Here is a 15519-nt window from a genome sequence, read left to right as displayed (position 1 = left end):
GAATTGATTAAATATAAAATCTAACATCTTTCTAATGCAAGAACAACAAAACCAAATCAAAATCTATAGCTTTTTCCAAAAGATGGTTTATTTCATCGTCGCTTTGGATTGTGCTACTTTATTTTTTCTTTCTGCAAAAATTCCTGTGGTATCAGAACTTTTGGGAAATTTCTCAAAAATGGGAATTTTCTACCCACCACTAAATGCAAAGTTTGCAACAGTGATTTTGATTGCACTGGTTGCGGTAGGAACTAAAGCGAAGAAAAAAATAGATTTGAATATTGCAGAAAATATCATTTTGCCAATTCTTGTTGGACTTGCAATGATGTTTGGCTCTTTGCTTTTAACTTCTAAAGCTGGAAATAATACTCTTCCAAACATTCTCCCTCATTTGAATTTATATCAAGTTCTATATACTCTTTTGTCATTTATAGGAGCATTAATAGCACAAGTAGGTGCGGATAGTATTTCAAAACTAATGCAGCAAAAGATGGGTAAAGACCGTTGGAATATTGAAGAAGAAAGTTTTGCGCAAAATCAAGAATTGGTGGAAACCGATACCTCGATTAACATTCCTTATTTATTCAGATTCAATAAAAGAATCAATAAAGGTTGGATAAATATTAATCCGTTTCGCGGAACAATGATTATTGGAACTCCTGGTTCCGGAAAATCATTTGGGGTGATTAATCCGGCAATCCGCCAAATGATTGCTAAAGGATTTTGCCTTTGTATTTATGATTTTAAATTTCCCGACTTAGGGCAAATTGCTTACTATCATCATCTTATAAAAAAGAAAAATGATTCTGAATACACGCATGATTTTCATGTTATCAACCTTAATGATGTTGAAAAATCGAAAAGAGTAAACCCTTTTAAAAAGGAATATGTTAAAACCTTAGCGGAAGCACAGGAAATGGCAGAAGCAATGGTTTCGTCATTGCAAAAAGGAGGTTCAAGTGGCGGTGGCGGATCCGAAGCATTCTTTACCCAATCTGCAATCAACTTCCTTTCGTCTTGCATTTATTTCTTTGCAACATTTGAAAACGGAAAATATTCTGATTTACCGCATATTTTGGCTTTTATGAATAAAAGCTACAAAGAAATTTTCGATACCCTTTTTACGCATGAGGAATTGGAATCTTTGTTATCTCCTTTTAAAACAGCTTATGACAACAAAGCATTTGACCAATTAGAAGGACAAATTGGAACGTTGAAGATTTTTCTTTCCCGATTGGCGACTAAAGAAAGTTTTTGGGTTTTCTCTGGTGATGAAGTTGAAATGAAAATTACAGACAAAGAAAATCCATCCATCATGATTTTGGCTTCTGATCCGGGAACTCAAGATATTAATTCTGCTTTGTATTCAGCTGTTTTGAACAGGACATTACGTTTGGTTAATTCCAAACACAATTTACCAGGAGCAATTATTGCGGACGAATTTCCGACCATCTACATTCATAAAATTGATAATGTAGTAGCAACCGCTCGAAGTAACAGAGTTGCGGTAATGCTTGGTTTGCAAGAATTGCCACAGCTGAGACAATTTTATAAAAAAGAAATTGCAGATACCATTTCTGCCATTGTCGGGAATATTTTTTCCGGTTCTGCGAGAGATAAAAACACTTTGGATTGGTTAGAAAAAATGTTTGGAAAAATCAAACAAAAAACATTCTCTCAATCCATTTCACAACAAGGAACTACAACCAGTATCAATGAAAAGATGGATTTTATGATTCCCGCAGGAAAAATAGCAGCTCTAAGAACTGGGGAAATGGTAGGGATTATTGCTCAAGGTGAAGAAAACGATACTGAAGAATTTAAAACTTCGTCGATCAATGGAAAAATTAATCTTGATATGGCAAAAATCAAAGAAGAAGAACAAAATTATGTGAAAATGCCCATCTACTATTCTTTTGTTGATAAAAAAGGAGATGATCGCAAGGAGGAAGTTCTGATGACCAATTACCGGAAAATCAACAAAGAAGTGGAACTCATCGTAAATGAAATGATAAAAGCTTAACAATATGAAAGTAAAATTTACTCTAAAAAAAATATTCTTTGTAGCAATAATAGGATTCAGCTCACCAGTTTTAGCACAATTCAATACGCTTGCCCATTCTTCCATAAAAACAAAAGAAATTCTTACTAAAAACGAAGAATTAAAAATTGGTAAAAATGAAAAAGAAGAAAATGCAGAAAGAAAACAAACTAAAAAAAATTTTAGAAATACCACTACTAAAGCTGACTTAAAAAATGAAATTGATTCACTTAAAAATATGATGATCCGTTTCGGTTTATCTAAAAATGAAAAATTGAAAATAAATTTTAAAAAATTTGAAGATTCATTGTTACAAATAACTAAAGAAAATATGGTGAATACAACCCAAAACCGTTCATCAAATACATTTCAGAAATTGGATTTCATTGAAGAAGAACCAGGAAGAAACTATAAAATTTTCATGCCTGTAAAAAAACAGATTAGTATTTCATCTTCTTTCGGAAGACGGACTCACCCCATTTTCGGAAATAGAAAGATGCATAACGGAGCAGATTTCAAAGCAAATTATGAGAATGTATATTCTGTATTAGACGGAATTGTGACAGAATCTGGTTGGGATTCCAAAGGCGGTGGAAATTATATTAAAATAAAGCATTTCAACAGATTTGAAACATCATATCTGCATTTATCTCAAATTTATTATAAAGTGGGGGAATATGTAAAAGCTGGATTTATTATAGCAAAAAGTGGAAACTCTGGAAACTCAACCGGTCCACATTTACATTTCGGAGTGAAAGAATACGGAAATTTTATCAATCCAATATATTTTTTAAACGACCTCGTAAAAGCAAATAACTTAATGGAAACTTATTAATAAGTTAATTCCAATTTAAAAAACCAAAAAATATCTACTTATGAAAAATGAAACCTTACTACCAACTGATGATCTGAAAAAATACGGAATTATTAATGAGGATAATACTTTCTCAAAAAAATTAACTGCAGATGATGTAACAAAATTTATGAAAGGTTATACCATCGTTGCTGATAACGATAAGAAGCGGGCGACTTTTCAACTCGTTGATGATAATACCCGACTTAAAGTAATTTTTTTAGAAAGAGACAAAAAGATTTCTGAAATTATTGATAGTAGTAAAGATCAAGTTCAATACTCTGATATAGAATCAAAATATGATGTTAATGATGGAAAAAACAGTGCGCAATTAAATTGGATAAAATCAGCATTTGTTTTCGACAAAGAAACTAATAAAGTGGTTGAGTTTGATTTAATCAAAAATGCAACCCAATTAACTGCAATTATTGCTGACAAAAAAGATATAATTGAATCAAGTCGCTATAAAACGGAGTTGTTCAAGTTAAAAGAATTCCTGCAGGAAAAAATTGATAAATATCCCGAAATAGCAAAGGAAATCACCAACGATATAAATATTGTTTCGAAAGAAATCAATACAGTAAATGCAATTTCTCCTGATTCTAAACAAATCAATAAAGAAGGGAAAAATGATATTCAGCTCAATGTAAATGATTCTGATTTATATGAAGATGCTAATCGTAGGAGAGAAGAAGAAAAACAAGAAGAGGACAAGGAAAATCCGAAATCAAGAGGATTTAGAAGGTAATTGATTAAAAATTCTACCATTCTTAATAATTAAATATGAGTGTAACATTAGAAATAGGGAAGTACAACGAACAAATTGAAACCGCAGGTTTTCAAAAAATAGAATTTTCCGACATAGATGAAGCTATAGCTAATCTCGAATTTATGAAAATGGGATTCAATTATTTTAAAACCGGAGAATCTTTGGTCGTGAGATTAGAAGAAGGGGAAAAACAACATCTCGTTGATTACGATACAGTTATTCCGATTCATGAAATCAGAAAAGAACTCGAAGAAAAATATAAGCCAAATTTAACTCCTAATGAAAAAGAAGTCCAATCGATGGCAACAGAAGCAAAAACGAAAATATCTGCAAACTCAAATTTTGTTTTTGATGAAGATGAAACAACAAGGTATGCAACAACTTCGTCCGGCGAAAAATTACCCTTTAAATTGTTTAACCCCAGCGAAACTGGTGCCGCATCCAATTTACTACGGGAACCGAAAGATTCTTTGCAATCCAACGATTTTGCGTTAGTAGAACGGCGTTTTGCTGAAAATAAATCACTTCAACTATTTGGAAATGAGAAAATAGGAAGTATCGATGATGTTGCATGGTTATTTAAAGCACTAGAAGATGAAGCCGTAGAACATGCTTTTTTAGTCTATGATTTTGAGGATAAAGGATATTTTGTTCAGCATATATCTACCGGAACTTTTGATGCAGCATTTGTAGATAATAGGCTTTTAATTGGTAATGTTTTGGAGGTTAAACCATTATCAATAACTCTTGTTCATAACCATCCGAGCGGAAATTTGAATGTATCAAAAGCTGATAAGGATTGTATCATAAAATTAAAAAAAGCATTGGAAGATTCAAATATAAAGGTCAATAATGGGGTCATTATCAATTTGCGAAGTGGAAAGTATGTCGTATTTGATGAGAATGAAACTGAAAATATTGATATGAAATCAAACCCACAATCTTTTAAAGAAATACAGCCGTACTCTTTCAGTAAGCAGGTTTTAGTTGAAAATTATCAACCAGTTAAAATTACAAGTTCAACAGATATTGCAAAATTTTTAACGTCACAAAAATTCGGGATATCCGATAAGACAGAATTACTGGTGCTGAATAATCAGTTGAATATTGTTGGGAAATTCATTATGCCGCCAGATAATCAACTTGATTTTATCATTGGAAAGGTTGCAAAGTTCGGCGGGTCAAAGTGTATTTTATATGGAAATAATATCACTCCGGAGCAAATTAATACCTACAATAAAAAACTTCATTTTTCGGGAATTGAAATTTTAGATGCTATTCTATTCAATAGTGAAAATGGAAGGAAATTGTATGAATCATTTGCGGACAGTGGAGTACTTAGAAATCAAAAAGAAATAAACAGTGAAGTTAGCGAAGATTCAAACCTTAATAATTATAAACAAAATCAAAAATCAGAAATTATGGAAACACAAAAAGAATTTAACCAAGTAGACTATTTAAAAAACCAATTAAAATACCTTGGTTTTGGAGAGGATGAAAAACTTCACAAAGATTTAGAAAAAGGAATTAAATCAGTCAAAAAACAGTTTGAAATTAAAACAATTTCCGACAAAACTTTGCCCGGAAATAAAGTTGATTTTATTTTGAAATTTAATAAAACTGAAAATGGAGGAGTTTTTCTCAATTCTTATAATGCAGCGCTGAGCAAGGGAACAGAAGATGAAATCTCTCATAATTTTCAGGTAAACAGGGAAAATACATTTACCGCAAAAGAAGCAGTAAATCTATTGGAAGGTCGTTCAGTGAAAACTGAATTTCTTAATCCTAAGACAGAACAAAGCGAAACTGCTTTTGTCAAGATTAATTTTGAAGAACCTAAAACTGAAAAGGGAAATTATAATTTTCAATCTTTTCATCAAAATTATGGAGTTGATACCGCTCAAATTGTAGAAAAATCCAACTTGATATTTGATAAACCCGAATATCGGGAAAACACTATAAAATCTCTGGAAAAAGGAAATGTCGTAAAGGTGAAATTTGAAATGGGGGAAAACATCGTAGAAGGAAAAGCTGTTCTTAACCCTCAATATAAAAACCTGAATTTATATGATCAAGATTTGAACCGAATCAATACCAACAAACCATTAGAAAGCTTGGAGAATGAAAATAAACACGAAAAAAATAACGTAAAAGAGCAAAGTATTAAACGTTAAGCTTATTTGCCAATTCCATCTATAAGCGGTAAATCTAATGATGATTTTCCGCTTTTTTAAACTCTAATTTTATGAAAAAATTATTATTACTATCCAATCTGTGTTTCCTTTTTGTAATCAGTTCGTGCAACAAAGAAATCAAATCCGAAAAGGGAGGAATCGACGTCATCTCCAACGTTTATTTTGATGCATCTATGGGTCTGGACAAAATGAAGAATTTTCATTTATCAAAGTTGAATTATTCTGGAGATACGCTTGTGGAATTAGTTCCCAACCTTACTTTCCCTGAAATCACCAAGAACATTTATTACATCAAGGATTCTTTATGTTACGAACTTGGAGTAGAAAATAGTAAGGGAATCGTTCTTTCAGAAATTTCTAAAAATCAAAAACCTCTTTTGTTAGAAAAAAAGAAAGAAGGTGCACTTTTTTCAAAAGACTTGATTCCGAATTATAAAAACCGAAGAAACTTAACCGACACGGTTTTGTTTGACAAAAAATACAAAAGATTTGAAGTGAATTCACCGTGGAGTTACACGCGCTTTTATATTTATGAAACCGATACCATTTTACCGTATTCTCTTTATAAACACACAGAAAAAGATTATCGTGGAAGGCTTGAAAGGCTTGATTCCTACAATAAAAAGAATGACGTTTTTGTTACGCTTCAATTAATGCCGAGAAAAAAATGGGACGATGAAGCGAAAGAAATTTTTGAGTTTAACCATTTCGTGAAAAGCAGAAAAAGTGAATAATACATTAGATTTTTTTCTGAAAAAATGAAAATAGAACTTGGAGCATGGATTTTATGCATGACAGTTTGGAAAATGGTAAAAGAATTCGAACCCTTAATATCATTGATGATTTTAACAGAGAGATTTTGAATATCACGATTGACACCAGTTTGCCCTCAGCAAAAGTGATTTCTCAATTGGCGCAATTAATTGAATGGCGTGGAAAACCAGAAAAAATAAGGGTGGATAACGGGCCAGAGTTTATTGCAGAAAAGATGAAAGATTATTGCAATAAAAACAATATTGAACTGGGTTTCATACAAGCTGGAAAACCCACACAAAACTCTTTGATTGAAAGATTTAACAGAACATTCCGAACGGAATTTTTAAATGTTTATATCTTTGAAAACGTAAAACAAATGAGAAATTATGCAGAAATATGGATGTGGATGTATAATAACGAACTACCTCACAGTGCTTTGCAATACCTCACCCCAAGGGATTTTTTGTTGAAATATGGAAAACTCAATCAAAATAATGCAAATGAGTTTCCCACATTCCAACAAAATTTTAACAACGACAACAATAAAATATTAACAAAAAACTCTACTTTTGATTGTGCCTAAAGAGTGGGAGCCTACAAGATGTTTTTGATAAAAAAAGTTCGATTTATAATTATTTAAAACCCGTGAAGTAATAAAGATTGGAGAATATTTATCACGAATTGGTTCTTGGATAAAAATATTTCCTAGCTAAAACGTTAATATTGATTAAGATTCAAGTGAAGATATAACACTTGAAATATTTCCGTCTTCCAATTCTTTTTTTCTTTGCTTTAAAAAATCCGTTGGGCGAATTCCGTACTGTTCGAAGAAAAAATTTGAAAAATTCTGGCGGTTGCTAAATCCGCAGGCACTAGCTATATCTTCTACAGAATACTTTCGCCAGTCTTTCTCATTATAAATTTTGTCTATTGCATATTCAACCCTCAATTTATTGATATACGTATTGAAATTATTTCCTTTAAATTCTTTAACAAAAAGAGAAAGATAAGTTGCATTAGTATCAAGCTGGGTTGCCAGTTTCCCGGCAGTGATGCTTTTTTCAAGAAAACCTTTGGATTTCTCAAATTCTGAAAAACCTTTTTTAAGATTCTGAATGAGTTTTACATCCAGTTTAGAATTCTTCGCAAAAACTTCTTCTAGAGATTCATTTTCTTTTTCCGAATCGGTATTTTTCATTTTAAGAAGCAATTTATCATACTTATTCTGAAGATCCTTTTTTCTACGGAACCAATATAAAACAACGCCTCCTAAAAGAATAATAATTAAAGAACTCGCTATGAGCAGGTATTTTCTTACAGAACTTGTTTTTTCCAGATTATTTCTAGATTTTAATAAGGTCTTTGTGTCATAATCTTTGTGAATGCGGGTTGAAAGATATTTAAAATCATTGGCGATAATGCTGTCAGCTTTCAAAAGTTGCTTCGTATAGAATAATTCGTTCTTAGCATTTTTATTGTCTTTATAATAATCTATTAATTCTTCGTAATTTTTACGAATTTCTGGTAAAATAAAATGATGCTTATTAAAAATAGAATCAACTCTTTTGTAATCTGTAAGGGCTTTTTCAGTGTTTCCTAATTTTGCATAGCTCATTCCTCTATAAAAATAGACAACAGATGACCAGGTAAAATCGTTAATTTTCAACAATTCCGGTATTGCCGATTCAAAGTTATTTATTGCCTTTTGATAAGATTTATCTTTAAATTCAGTTATTCCCTTACTTTTGTAAAAATAACTTCTCTCTAAATCAAAAAAAGCCTCTTTCGGTATCCTTTTAAATCCCTCATCTATAAGCTTTTCGGCTTCCTTATAATTCCCAAGATGCTGGTAGCAAATAATGGTTTGGTGCAAAGAGTTCAGATAACCCTTTCGATTATTTTTTATAAGATTAGGATGTATATTGGCTTTTGTATTGGACTCAAAATATGCAATACATTCTTTAAAAATTTCCAAAGATTCTTTATGGTAACCTAAATAACTTTTTACCACTCCTATATGGTAAAGATTCTGATACCTCAAAAATGGGTCATCAGCATTTTCAAGATATTCATCAGCCTTAAGATATTCATTTAATGCGGGCTGGAATTTTCTGTAATTAAAATAATAAACAATCCCTTTTCCTGTATAGGCATTGCCAATTAGGCTATTGCTTTTAGATAATTTTGCTGCGATGATCGTACTGTCTGCATATTGCAATTTGTTATTTTGAGAAAACCGTACCGCATCTTTATAAGCCTGAGAAAGCTCCGCATAATTTTTTTCTTTCTTCGCAGAAGAAATAGATAGATTAAGATAGACAAATGCCTTCTCATCATTCTCTTCATACTCCCAATATTTCTTCCGAAACTCAGAATAGATGTCCTGAGATTTCAATAAAGTGATAGCAAATAAAAATAATGATAGTAAAATTCTTTTAGCCATTGTATTTAGTGGATAATATTAAAAAATTGAGGTCTAAAAATACATCTTTTTCACTTCAAAAAACATGCAAAACAGCTTTTTTTCCATTTTACAATAAAAATATAAATATCTGATAATAATGTAGTTGAAGCCAAATGATGTAACAATTTTTAAAATCGTTACGTAATGATTTTAAAAATCGGACCCACTACTTTTTCAGCATATCGTTTTACCATGTAGTTTAGTAGCAAAATTAACAGATAATTCCCGGCCGGAATTTTTAGAAAAAAACATTAAAATGAAACTAAAAATAATTTGCACCCTTGCAGTGCTTACCGGCTTGTGTATAACTTCTTGTAGAACTTGTGATGAAATGGAAGAAACTTCACTCTCAGTAGATAATAAAAACACGTTAACGAGAATAACAAAAGAGAACGCCAATAAAAAAGATTCTACAACTGTATCCTCAGATGAAAATGACACAAAAGACCCTCCTGTAACCGGACAGCATTGGAAAACTAAACCATAACAAATTCTTCAAAATTTATATTGTCATAACAAAACTTATAAATCAAAAATATTCAGTAGCTACGAATTGCGAGTTTTTTTATTACTCAAAGAAAAAAAATAAAATAGTGAGATTATGCGAACACAATAAAACATAGTATAAGGTCGCTTTAACGCTCAAGACCAAATGGAGCAACAATAAAATAAATTATTATGAAAAGAACAATTTTTTCTACAGTAGCAATAGCAGCTACTTTTGTTGTGTTTTCTTTTGCTCCTGCTGAGAAGAATAACACTATTAACAAGACAGAAGTTACCACATTGAAGATTCCAGAAGGAGGAGCTTGTGATGCTAGGTTTCAAACAAATCAGACATTTAGTAAATGTGATACAAGATGGACTGAGACATCGACAGCAGGAAAATCTCAAGATACTGCTCTTAAAGCTTTGTAGTTATTAAAAAAAGAATGTCCTTTTGGAAAGAAGGACATTTTTATTCCCAATTTTTAATTTATGAATTTTATGAATTGAGATATAATAAAACTTTTTAATAATACATACAATCGCTATTTGCAAAGAAATAAAATAGAAATTTTTTAATAAAAATAAAAGTTAAATAATATGGAAAAATCAAAGCAGTTTTTATTAACCTTGTTTTTTATAGTACACTTGTTATTAATTTTTTTTCAAGGAGCAAATACTACAATAGATAATTATTGGAGTTATCATTATAAATCAAAACCTAATTTACCGAGATTTTTCACACAAAATAAAAAAAGTGAATGGTACTATATTCTAACTGGCATCAATACTGGATATGGTTTTTATGGCATAAAAACTTCATCTAAGAAATATTTTAAAATTAGTTATTATGATAATCATAATAAACTTATTCTAACTGATAGATTTTTTGGACTAAATAGCACAAATGGAATTCAACGATTAGGTGGGTATTCTTCGTATATGGCAAATTACATAGCAGATACAGAAAAATTAATAAAAGAAGATAGTTTATCCGATTTAGTTAAATTTAGGAGACAATATATAACAAAATCTATGAAATGGTTGGGAAAGAAAAAGGCCTATTTAATTCCAAATTGTAACTCATATAGAGTAGAACTTCTAACTATAGTTCCAGATTATTATAAAGATGTCAATAAAAAATTAAAATTATATGCTTTACAAAGCAATTTATACCACGCAAAATAGAATATTTGGTTACTTTAAGCGAGAATATTCAGAAGTTTCTTTTTTACTTTTTTTTAGAATAATGATAGGTTTAATAGCTATAATTGAAATATTGTCATTGAAAGGCGATTTGACTTTGTTATTTTCCTCATCTAATACTATGATTCCGCAAGAGTTGATGTATATGGAAACGGGTGTTTTTAAATATCTGCATCCAATAAGTTTATTTCTTAAAGAAAATGGTTTATTTGATTTTTTTTATCAATTTATTTTATGTGCTTATCTTGCTTCTTTATTATTTTTAGTAATTGGATTTTTTACTCGCTTTTCTGCATTTTTTGCAATAATCTTACAACTAATTATCTATAAGAGTTTTGCTCAATTTAATTATGGTTATGATCAATTTATGACTATGTCATTATTTTATTGTTTTATTTTTCCCGTTGGAAAATACTATTCGTGTGATAATTCGATTTTTAAAAAGAAGAATGTTGAGATATTTTTTAATTATCAGTCTGTATTACAAATACATCTTTCTATAGCTTATTTTTTTTCGGGCTTAGCAAAAGCATTAGATTCTGGTTGGTGGAATGGTAAATCTGTTTGGAATGCTTTAGTATCACTTGATAGTAATTTTTATCCTATACCTATTATCTACATTGCTGGTGGTATTTTAACTGTAATATTTGAATTATCTTATCCAATTTTAGTTAATTTAAAAAAAACAAGAAAAATTATTTTATTAGCAATGATATTAATGCACTTGTTTATTGGATTGACGATGCAGTTATATGCATTTTCAATAATAATGATTGTTTGGAATATTACGGCTTTTGGAGAATTAAGTTTGGTAAAAGAGAAAAGATTAGAAAATAATCGTCAGAATCAAATAGCATAAAAGATAATTTTTTTATCCTTTTTAATTTTTAATATATCTTTTGTAAGTTTATTATGTCGAAAAAGTTCAACCTCAACACATCGTTAAAATTTAATAGAAAGGTTTAATTTTTTGCTCCTAACATATACTTTTTACAATAATGTCAACCAACTACTATTTAATAAATTTAATATGAAAATATTTATTTTGATTTTTACCGTAATTTTTGGGTTAGCCAATTCCCAGACTCATCGCTTCATTTATGAATTTAAATTTAAGCAAAACCCCAAGCAAACTGAGTTTAAAAAAGAAAATATGACTCTGGATATAAATCCTGAAAATGTCAAATTTTATAATTATCATTACGTTACAATTGACTCAACTAATATTACAAAAGGACAAAATAGCCAACTTTGGGATACTTCTACTCCTGTTGTTGTTCGAGTGAAAAATTCTAATACAAATAGCAATTACACTTTAATCAATGATGTATTTGTTTACAACACTGAAGACAAAATAAATTGGAATCTCGAAAAAGAAACCAAGAAATTTGAGAACTATACTTTGCAGAAAGCAACAACAACTTTTGGCGGAAGAAAATGGACAGCTTGGTTTTGTAAAGAAATAAATATTTCTGAAGGACCATATAAATTTCGTGGTTTGCCCGGAATGATTTTTCAAATATATGATGACAAAAATAATTTTGATTTCACCTTAATGAAAAGTCTTAAATTGAATTCTACATATAAAACTCCGTTCATTGAAAGTTTTTATGGTCAAAAACCAATAAAAACAACCCAGGAAAATATAGATAAGCTGTTGATGAACGAATATAAAGATCCATATCACGAAACTCGTGATGAATTCAAGAAAAATCCTAATATGACTTTTAGCATTAATGGTGTTGATGTAAAAGACATCAGTCAATTTAAAGAATTGACTGAATCAAGGCAACGATATATTAGGGAAAATAACAATCCTATCGAAATAGATAAAGCTATCCATTATCCAGAAAAATAAAAAATAATCTTGTTAAGTGCTGACTAAATAGAACTTTGTGAACTGTTGAAAAACTGTTACAAAAAGGAAGATTTGTGCGATAATAAAATAAACTTTGTACTTTTTTAATTCATAGAGATTTCATATATTATTTAAGTCATATATTCAAGAATTATTTCAAATTATCAATAATTTAGCAATTAAAGTGACTATGCTTTCGTAACATCATCCAAATTTAACATAATTTAATTTTTTTTTAACTTTTTATTAGTATTTCATAAAATATTTATATATTTGTTCTGTAAGGGGAAGTTGAATATTATATTTAAAACTTTTATAGTGCAATGATACCGGCTGAATCCGATCTTCCCCTTTTTATTTAAAAACAAATGTATGATTACACGTAAAAGATTTCTTTTGTTAGGATCATTAAGTATTGTATCTACACTTATTCCTTGTTTTCTTTTTTCTAATACAACTTTACAATCAAATCCTGAGACCTTAACTTTATTGAAAAATGCAAGGAAATATCGTAAGCAAGGAAAACTCAAATTAGCACAAACCACCTATCAGGAAGTACTTGTTATTGATCCAACGGAAGTAAGAGCTTATAATGGTATACGTAAAATTCTTTTGAGCAAAAAAAATAAAGAATATGAAGTTATCCAGTTATATCAGCAAGCCTTAATTCATTTACCCAATAATCTTAGAATAAAACGAAGTCTTTACAATGAATACTTTAAAGCAGCACTAGGTAATAGGAAAGTTTTGAACAAGATTAATATTTCCGGAAGGATGTTAACATATGTAAAGGGTAAGTATGAAGAAATAATAGAAACCTATCCTGAGAAAAAAAATTTACAAAAACAACTTGAAAAACTTGAAAAATATATTCAATTGAATGTAGATAATACAAACCCACATAATAACATATCATTAAAACTTTACCGTAAAGAGCAAAGAAAAAAACATAAACGAAGATTTGATGGATTAAGTGCGCAAAAAACAACTTTAATGCTTACTGAGTTAGAAGCAAAACCAGTTTCAGATGATAGAGCGCAACATATCAGGGAAATGGCACGAGTAAACATAAAAGCTTTAAGGTCTGAAAAAAGATATTCTGAAGCATTCAATGCTTCGGAAATTTTCTTAACTACAAATAATGCTATAGACCCTTATTTTATCAAACAGTTTAGAGATTTAGCTAAACAACTCAATGAATATGAAAGATTACTAACATTTGAAATAAAAAATCATACTTCAAAAACCACTTTTTGGTCTGCAATATCTTTATTTGATGCTTATTTTAGGAAGGCAGAAGTTCAAAATCAGAGCCCATCGTCAGTAATGGATATCCTTTTACAATTCATGACAGAAAAAGCTGATGATCCTAATCAACAATTTGAAATTGCGACTAGAAAAATAAAAATAGAATTATTAAAAAATAATTTATCACAAGCGAAAGAAAACATTATAAATCAATGTGGAGAAATGATGGGGATTTCTGCAAGTCATTATATAGATAGAATGAATATTATTGTGGCAAAGTATTATAAAAAGACAGGAAATAATTATGATAAAAATAATGTTATCAATATTGCAGTAAATCCAAGATCTTTTATAGGGAATAATGATGAAATCAAAAATTCATTAGCATTAATGAATATGGAACGATCATATGAGAATCCTATACATATTCAAAATTTACAAAAAAAAATAGCTAGCCTATGAGACTGAAGTTTATTTTTTTCGTAGTAGTCTTTGCAACTTTTAATAAATTTTCAGCCCAAATTGTGATTACAGAAGTTTATTATGATACTCCATATAATGAAAAATTACTTTTTGGTAACGCTAATGAAGGTTTTGTAGAGGCGAACAAACATCATAGAGGAGAATTCGTAGAAATTTATAATTATAGCGATAAAGATATCAGTTTAAAAAATTGGTATCTAAAAGATTTACTAGGTGTTTTTTGGTTTCCGGATAAATTAATTAAATCTGGACAGTTTATGGTAGTTGCTTATAGTACATTACCAAATAATACAACTCCATTTACAGAATATTTCGCCACTACCGTCGGTAAAGGAGATCAAATAATGCTCCAGAATAAAATTATTTTAAGGAATAAGAGGGAAATAATAACTTTAGGATACAAGATTCAGGAGAATATTATGCTCAAGAAGAGTAGTATAGGTTGGCATTTTCCACAGCCGGAAAGGAGTAATTTCGTACGTGATATTTGGAAGTATCCTTCAAATTTTTACGATACTAAATCTATACAATATCATCCCAATTATCCTCAATACCAAGATAATCCCCATCTTTACAATAATTACACAGATAATCCAAATCCTTTGGATGCTACATATAAGCCTGCTATTGAAAATTATGAAAATATTGTCAAAGAAGATTACCAACAATACTATTCATTTTTAGATTGGAGTGAGAATGTTAAGGAATTAGTAGAAAAAATTTGTGCAATTAGTATTGGGAAAGTAGAACAAACACCTGCGGGCAATTATACTAATATTGGTAAGTGTTTTAATTATGACAGTGTTGGGAATGAAACATCCGCTTATAATTGCGCTCCAAATACGGGCACAAATACCGCTTCGGGCTATACACCAGATGAGTTATCAATCATAAGTAACGATATTGTTATTTTTCCCAATCCAACCACTGCATCTAATCAATATAATGTGACTATTAGTTGGTCAGGGGTGGCACTTAATAAAATATACAATTTGCAGGTTTATAGTTCCGCAGGAATGAGTGTGTATAATTATAATCCCACTACTGGAGTTAATACTACTACCTTTAATTTACAATCACAATTACCTGGCACATTCGTAGCTAATTTTGTATTGAATACAGGGCAAGTTGTTTCTAAAAACATTTTAAAATGGTAATAT

General features: G+C 29.9%; 14 protein-coding genes. 13 read left to right on the top strand and 1 reads right to left on the bottom strand.

Annotation, left to right across the window (positions count from 1 at the left end; translation table 11 throughout):
- Positions 1–34 precede the first annotated feature (34 nt).
- The 6 genes from NBC122_RS13420 (at position 35) to NBC122_RS13395 (ending at position 7197) form a co-directional block, all read left to right on the top strand.
- Complete coding sequence (locus NBC122_RS13420; RefSeq protein WP_133440861.1) at positions 35–2023, top strand: type IV secretion system DNA-binding domain-containing protein; 1989 nt, start codon at positions 35–37, stop codon at positions 2021–2023.
- A gap of 4 nt (positions 2024–2027) precedes the next feature.
- Positions 2028–2876 carry a M23 family metallopeptidase gene (locus NBC122_RS13415; protein WP_133440860.1) on the top strand — a complete coding sequence of 283 codons (849 nt, stop codon included), beginning with the start codon at positions 2028–2030 and terminating at the stop codon, positions 2874–2876.
- A 40-nt stretch (positions 2877–2916) separates the two neighbouring features.
- The gene (locus NBC122_RS13410) at positions 2917–3642 is read left to right on the top strand and encodes a hypothetical protein (protein WP_133440859.1); all 726 of its coding nucleotides are present in this window, start codon (positions 2917–2919) and stop codon (positions 3640–3642) included.
- Between the two features lie 35 nt (positions 3643–3677).
- Entirely contained in the window at positions 3678–5837 is a 2160-nt protein-coding gene (locus tag NBC122_RS13405; protein ID WP_133440858.1) for a JAB domain-containing protein, read from the top strand.
- A 71-nt stretch (positions 5838–5908) separates the two neighbouring features.
- Positions 5909–6592 carry a hypothetical protein gene (locus tag NBC122_RS13400; RefSeq protein ID WP_133440857.1) on the top strand — a complete coding sequence of 228 codons (684 nt, stop codon included), beginning with the start codon at positions 5909–5911 and terminating at the stop codon, positions 6590–6592.
- 44 nt (positions 6593–6636) lie between these two features.
- Positions 6637–7197, top strand: coding sequence for an integrase core domain-containing protein (locus NBC122_RS13395; RefSeq protein WP_133440856.1), 561 nt, complete (start codon positions 6637–6639; stop codon positions 7195–7197).
- Between the two features lie 144 nt (positions 7198–7341).
- Here the strand turns inward: NBC122_RS13395 and NBC122_RS13390 are convergent, their stop codons facing one another.
- Positions 7342–9057 (bottom strand): helix-turn-helix domain-containing protein, encoded by a 1716-nt coding sequence (locus tag NBC122_RS13390; protein ID WP_133440855.1) that lies wholly within the window; start codon positions 9055–9057, stop codon positions 7342–7344.
- A gap of 277 nt (positions 9058–9334) precedes the next feature.
- On the opposite strand from NBC122_RS13390, the gene NBC122_RS13385 reads away from it, so the two are divergent.
- The 7 genes from NBC122_RS13385 to NBC122_RS13355 all read left to right on the top strand — a co-directional run bounded on the left by NBC122_RS13385 (position 9335) and on the right by NBC122_RS13355 (position 15516).
- Positions 9335–9565, top strand: a complete 231-nt coding sequence (locus NBC122_RS13385) for a hypothetical protein (RefSeq protein WP_133440854.1) — start codon at positions 9335–9337, stop codon at positions 9563–9565.
- A gap of 191 nt (positions 9566–9756) precedes the next feature.
- Positions 9757–9996 carry a hypothetical protein gene (locus NBC122_RS13380; RefSeq protein ID WP_133440853.1) on the top strand — a complete coding sequence of 80 codons (240 nt, stop codon included), beginning with the start codon at positions 9757–9759 and terminating at the stop codon, positions 9994–9996.
- A 168-nt stretch (positions 9997–10164) separates the two neighbouring features.
- On the top strand, positions 10165–10752 hold the full coding sequence (locus NBC122_RS13375; protein ID WP_133440852.1) for a hypothetical protein: 588 nt from the start codon (positions 10165–10167) through the stop codon (positions 10750–10752).
- Positions 10718–11629, top strand: a complete 912-nt coding sequence (locus NBC122_RS13370) for an HTTM domain-containing protein (RefSeq protein ID WP_133440851.1) — start codon at positions 10718–10720, stop codon at positions 11627–11629. The genes NBC122_RS13375 and NBC122_RS13370 overlap by 35 nt, the downstream gene beginning before the upstream one ends.
- A 171-nt stretch (positions 11630–11800) precedes the next feature.
- Entirely contained in the window at positions 11801–12628 is an 828-nt protein-coding gene (locus NBC122_RS13365) for a GLPGLI family protein (protein ID WP_133440850.1), read from the top strand.
- Between the two features lie 372 nt (positions 12629–13000).
- On the top strand, positions 13001–14338 hold the full coding sequence (locus NBC122_RS13360) for a tetratricopeptide repeat protein (protein ID WP_133440849.1): 1338 nt from the start codon (positions 13001–13003) through the stop codon (positions 14336–14338).
- Positions 14335–15516, top strand: coding sequence for a lamin tail domain-containing protein (locus NBC122_RS13355; RefSeq protein WP_133440848.1), 1182 nt, complete (start codon positions 14335–14337; stop codon positions 15514–15516). Before NBC122_RS13360 ends, NBC122_RS13355 begins: the two co-directional genes overlap by 4 nt.
- The last annotated feature ends 3 nt before the right edge of the window (positions 15517–15519 follow it).

It is taken from the genome of Chryseobacterium salivictor, assembly GCF_004359195.1.
Classification (GTDB): domain Bacteria; phylum Bacteroidota; class Bacteroidia; order Flavobacteriales; family Weeksellaceae; genus Kaistella; species Kaistella salivictor.
The sequence above is the reverse complement of the archived record's forward strand: the minus strand, read 5'-3'. Positions and strand labels throughout refer to the sequence as shown.

Excerpts from the sequence above, each read along its gene's own strand:
- NBC122_RS13370 (WP_133440851.1), top strand. The coding sequence starts at position 10,718 with ATGCTTTACAAAGCAATTTATACCACGCAAAATAGAATATTTGGTTAC.
- NBC122_RS13365 (WP_133440850.1), top strand. The coding sequence starts at position 11,801 with ATGAAAATATTTATTTTGATTTTTACCGTAATTTTTGGGTTAGCCAAT.
- NBC122_RS13375 (WP_133440852.1), top strand. The coding sequence starts at position 10,165 with ATGGAAAAATCAAAGCAGTTTTTATTAACCTTGTTTTTTATAGTACAC.
- NBC122_RS13355 (WP_133440848.1), top strand. The coding sequence starts at position 14,335 with ATGAGACTGAAGTTTATTTTTTTCGTAGTAGTCTTTGCAACTTTTAAT.
- NBC122_RS13390 (WP_133440855.1), bottom strand. The coding sequence starts at position 9,057 with ATGGCTAAAAGAATTTTACTATCATTATTTTTATTTGCTATCACTTTA.
- NBC122_RS13400 (WP_133440857.1), top strand. The coding sequence starts at position 5,909 with ATGAAAAAATTATTATTACTATCCAATCTGTGTTTCCTTTTTGTAATC.
- NBC122_RS13420 (WP_133440861.1), top strand. The coding sequence starts at position 35 with ATGCAAGAACAACAAAACCAAATCAAAATCTATAGCTTTTTCCAAAAG.
- NBC122_RS13410 (WP_133440859.1), top strand. The coding sequence starts at position 2,917 with ATGAAAAATGAAACCTTACTACCAACTGATGATCTGAAAAAATACGGA.
- NBC122_RS13405 (WP_133440858.1), top strand. The coding sequence starts at position 3,678 with ATGAGTGTAACATTAGAAATAGGGAAGTACAACGAACAAATTGAAACC.
- NBC122_RS13395 (WP_133440856.1), top strand. The coding sequence starts at position 6,637 with ATGGATTTTATGCATGACAGTTTGGAAAATGGTAAAAGAATTCGAACC.
- NBC122_RS13415 (WP_133440860.1), top strand. The coding sequence starts at position 2,028 with ATGAAAGTAAAATTTACTCTAAAAAAAATATTCTTTGTAGCAATAATA.
- NBC122_RS13380 (WP_133440853.1), top strand. The coding sequence starts at position 9,757 with ATGAAAAGAACAATTTTTTCTACAGTAGCAATAGCAGCTACTTTTGTT.
- NBC122_RS13360 (WP_133440849.1), top strand. The coding sequence starts at position 13,001 with ATGATTACACGTAAAAGATTTCTTTTGTTAGGATCATTAAGTATTGTA.
- NBC122_RS13385 (WP_133440854.1), top strand. The coding sequence starts at position 9,335 with ATGAAACTAAAAATAATTTGCACCCTTGCAGTGCTTACCGGCTTGTGT.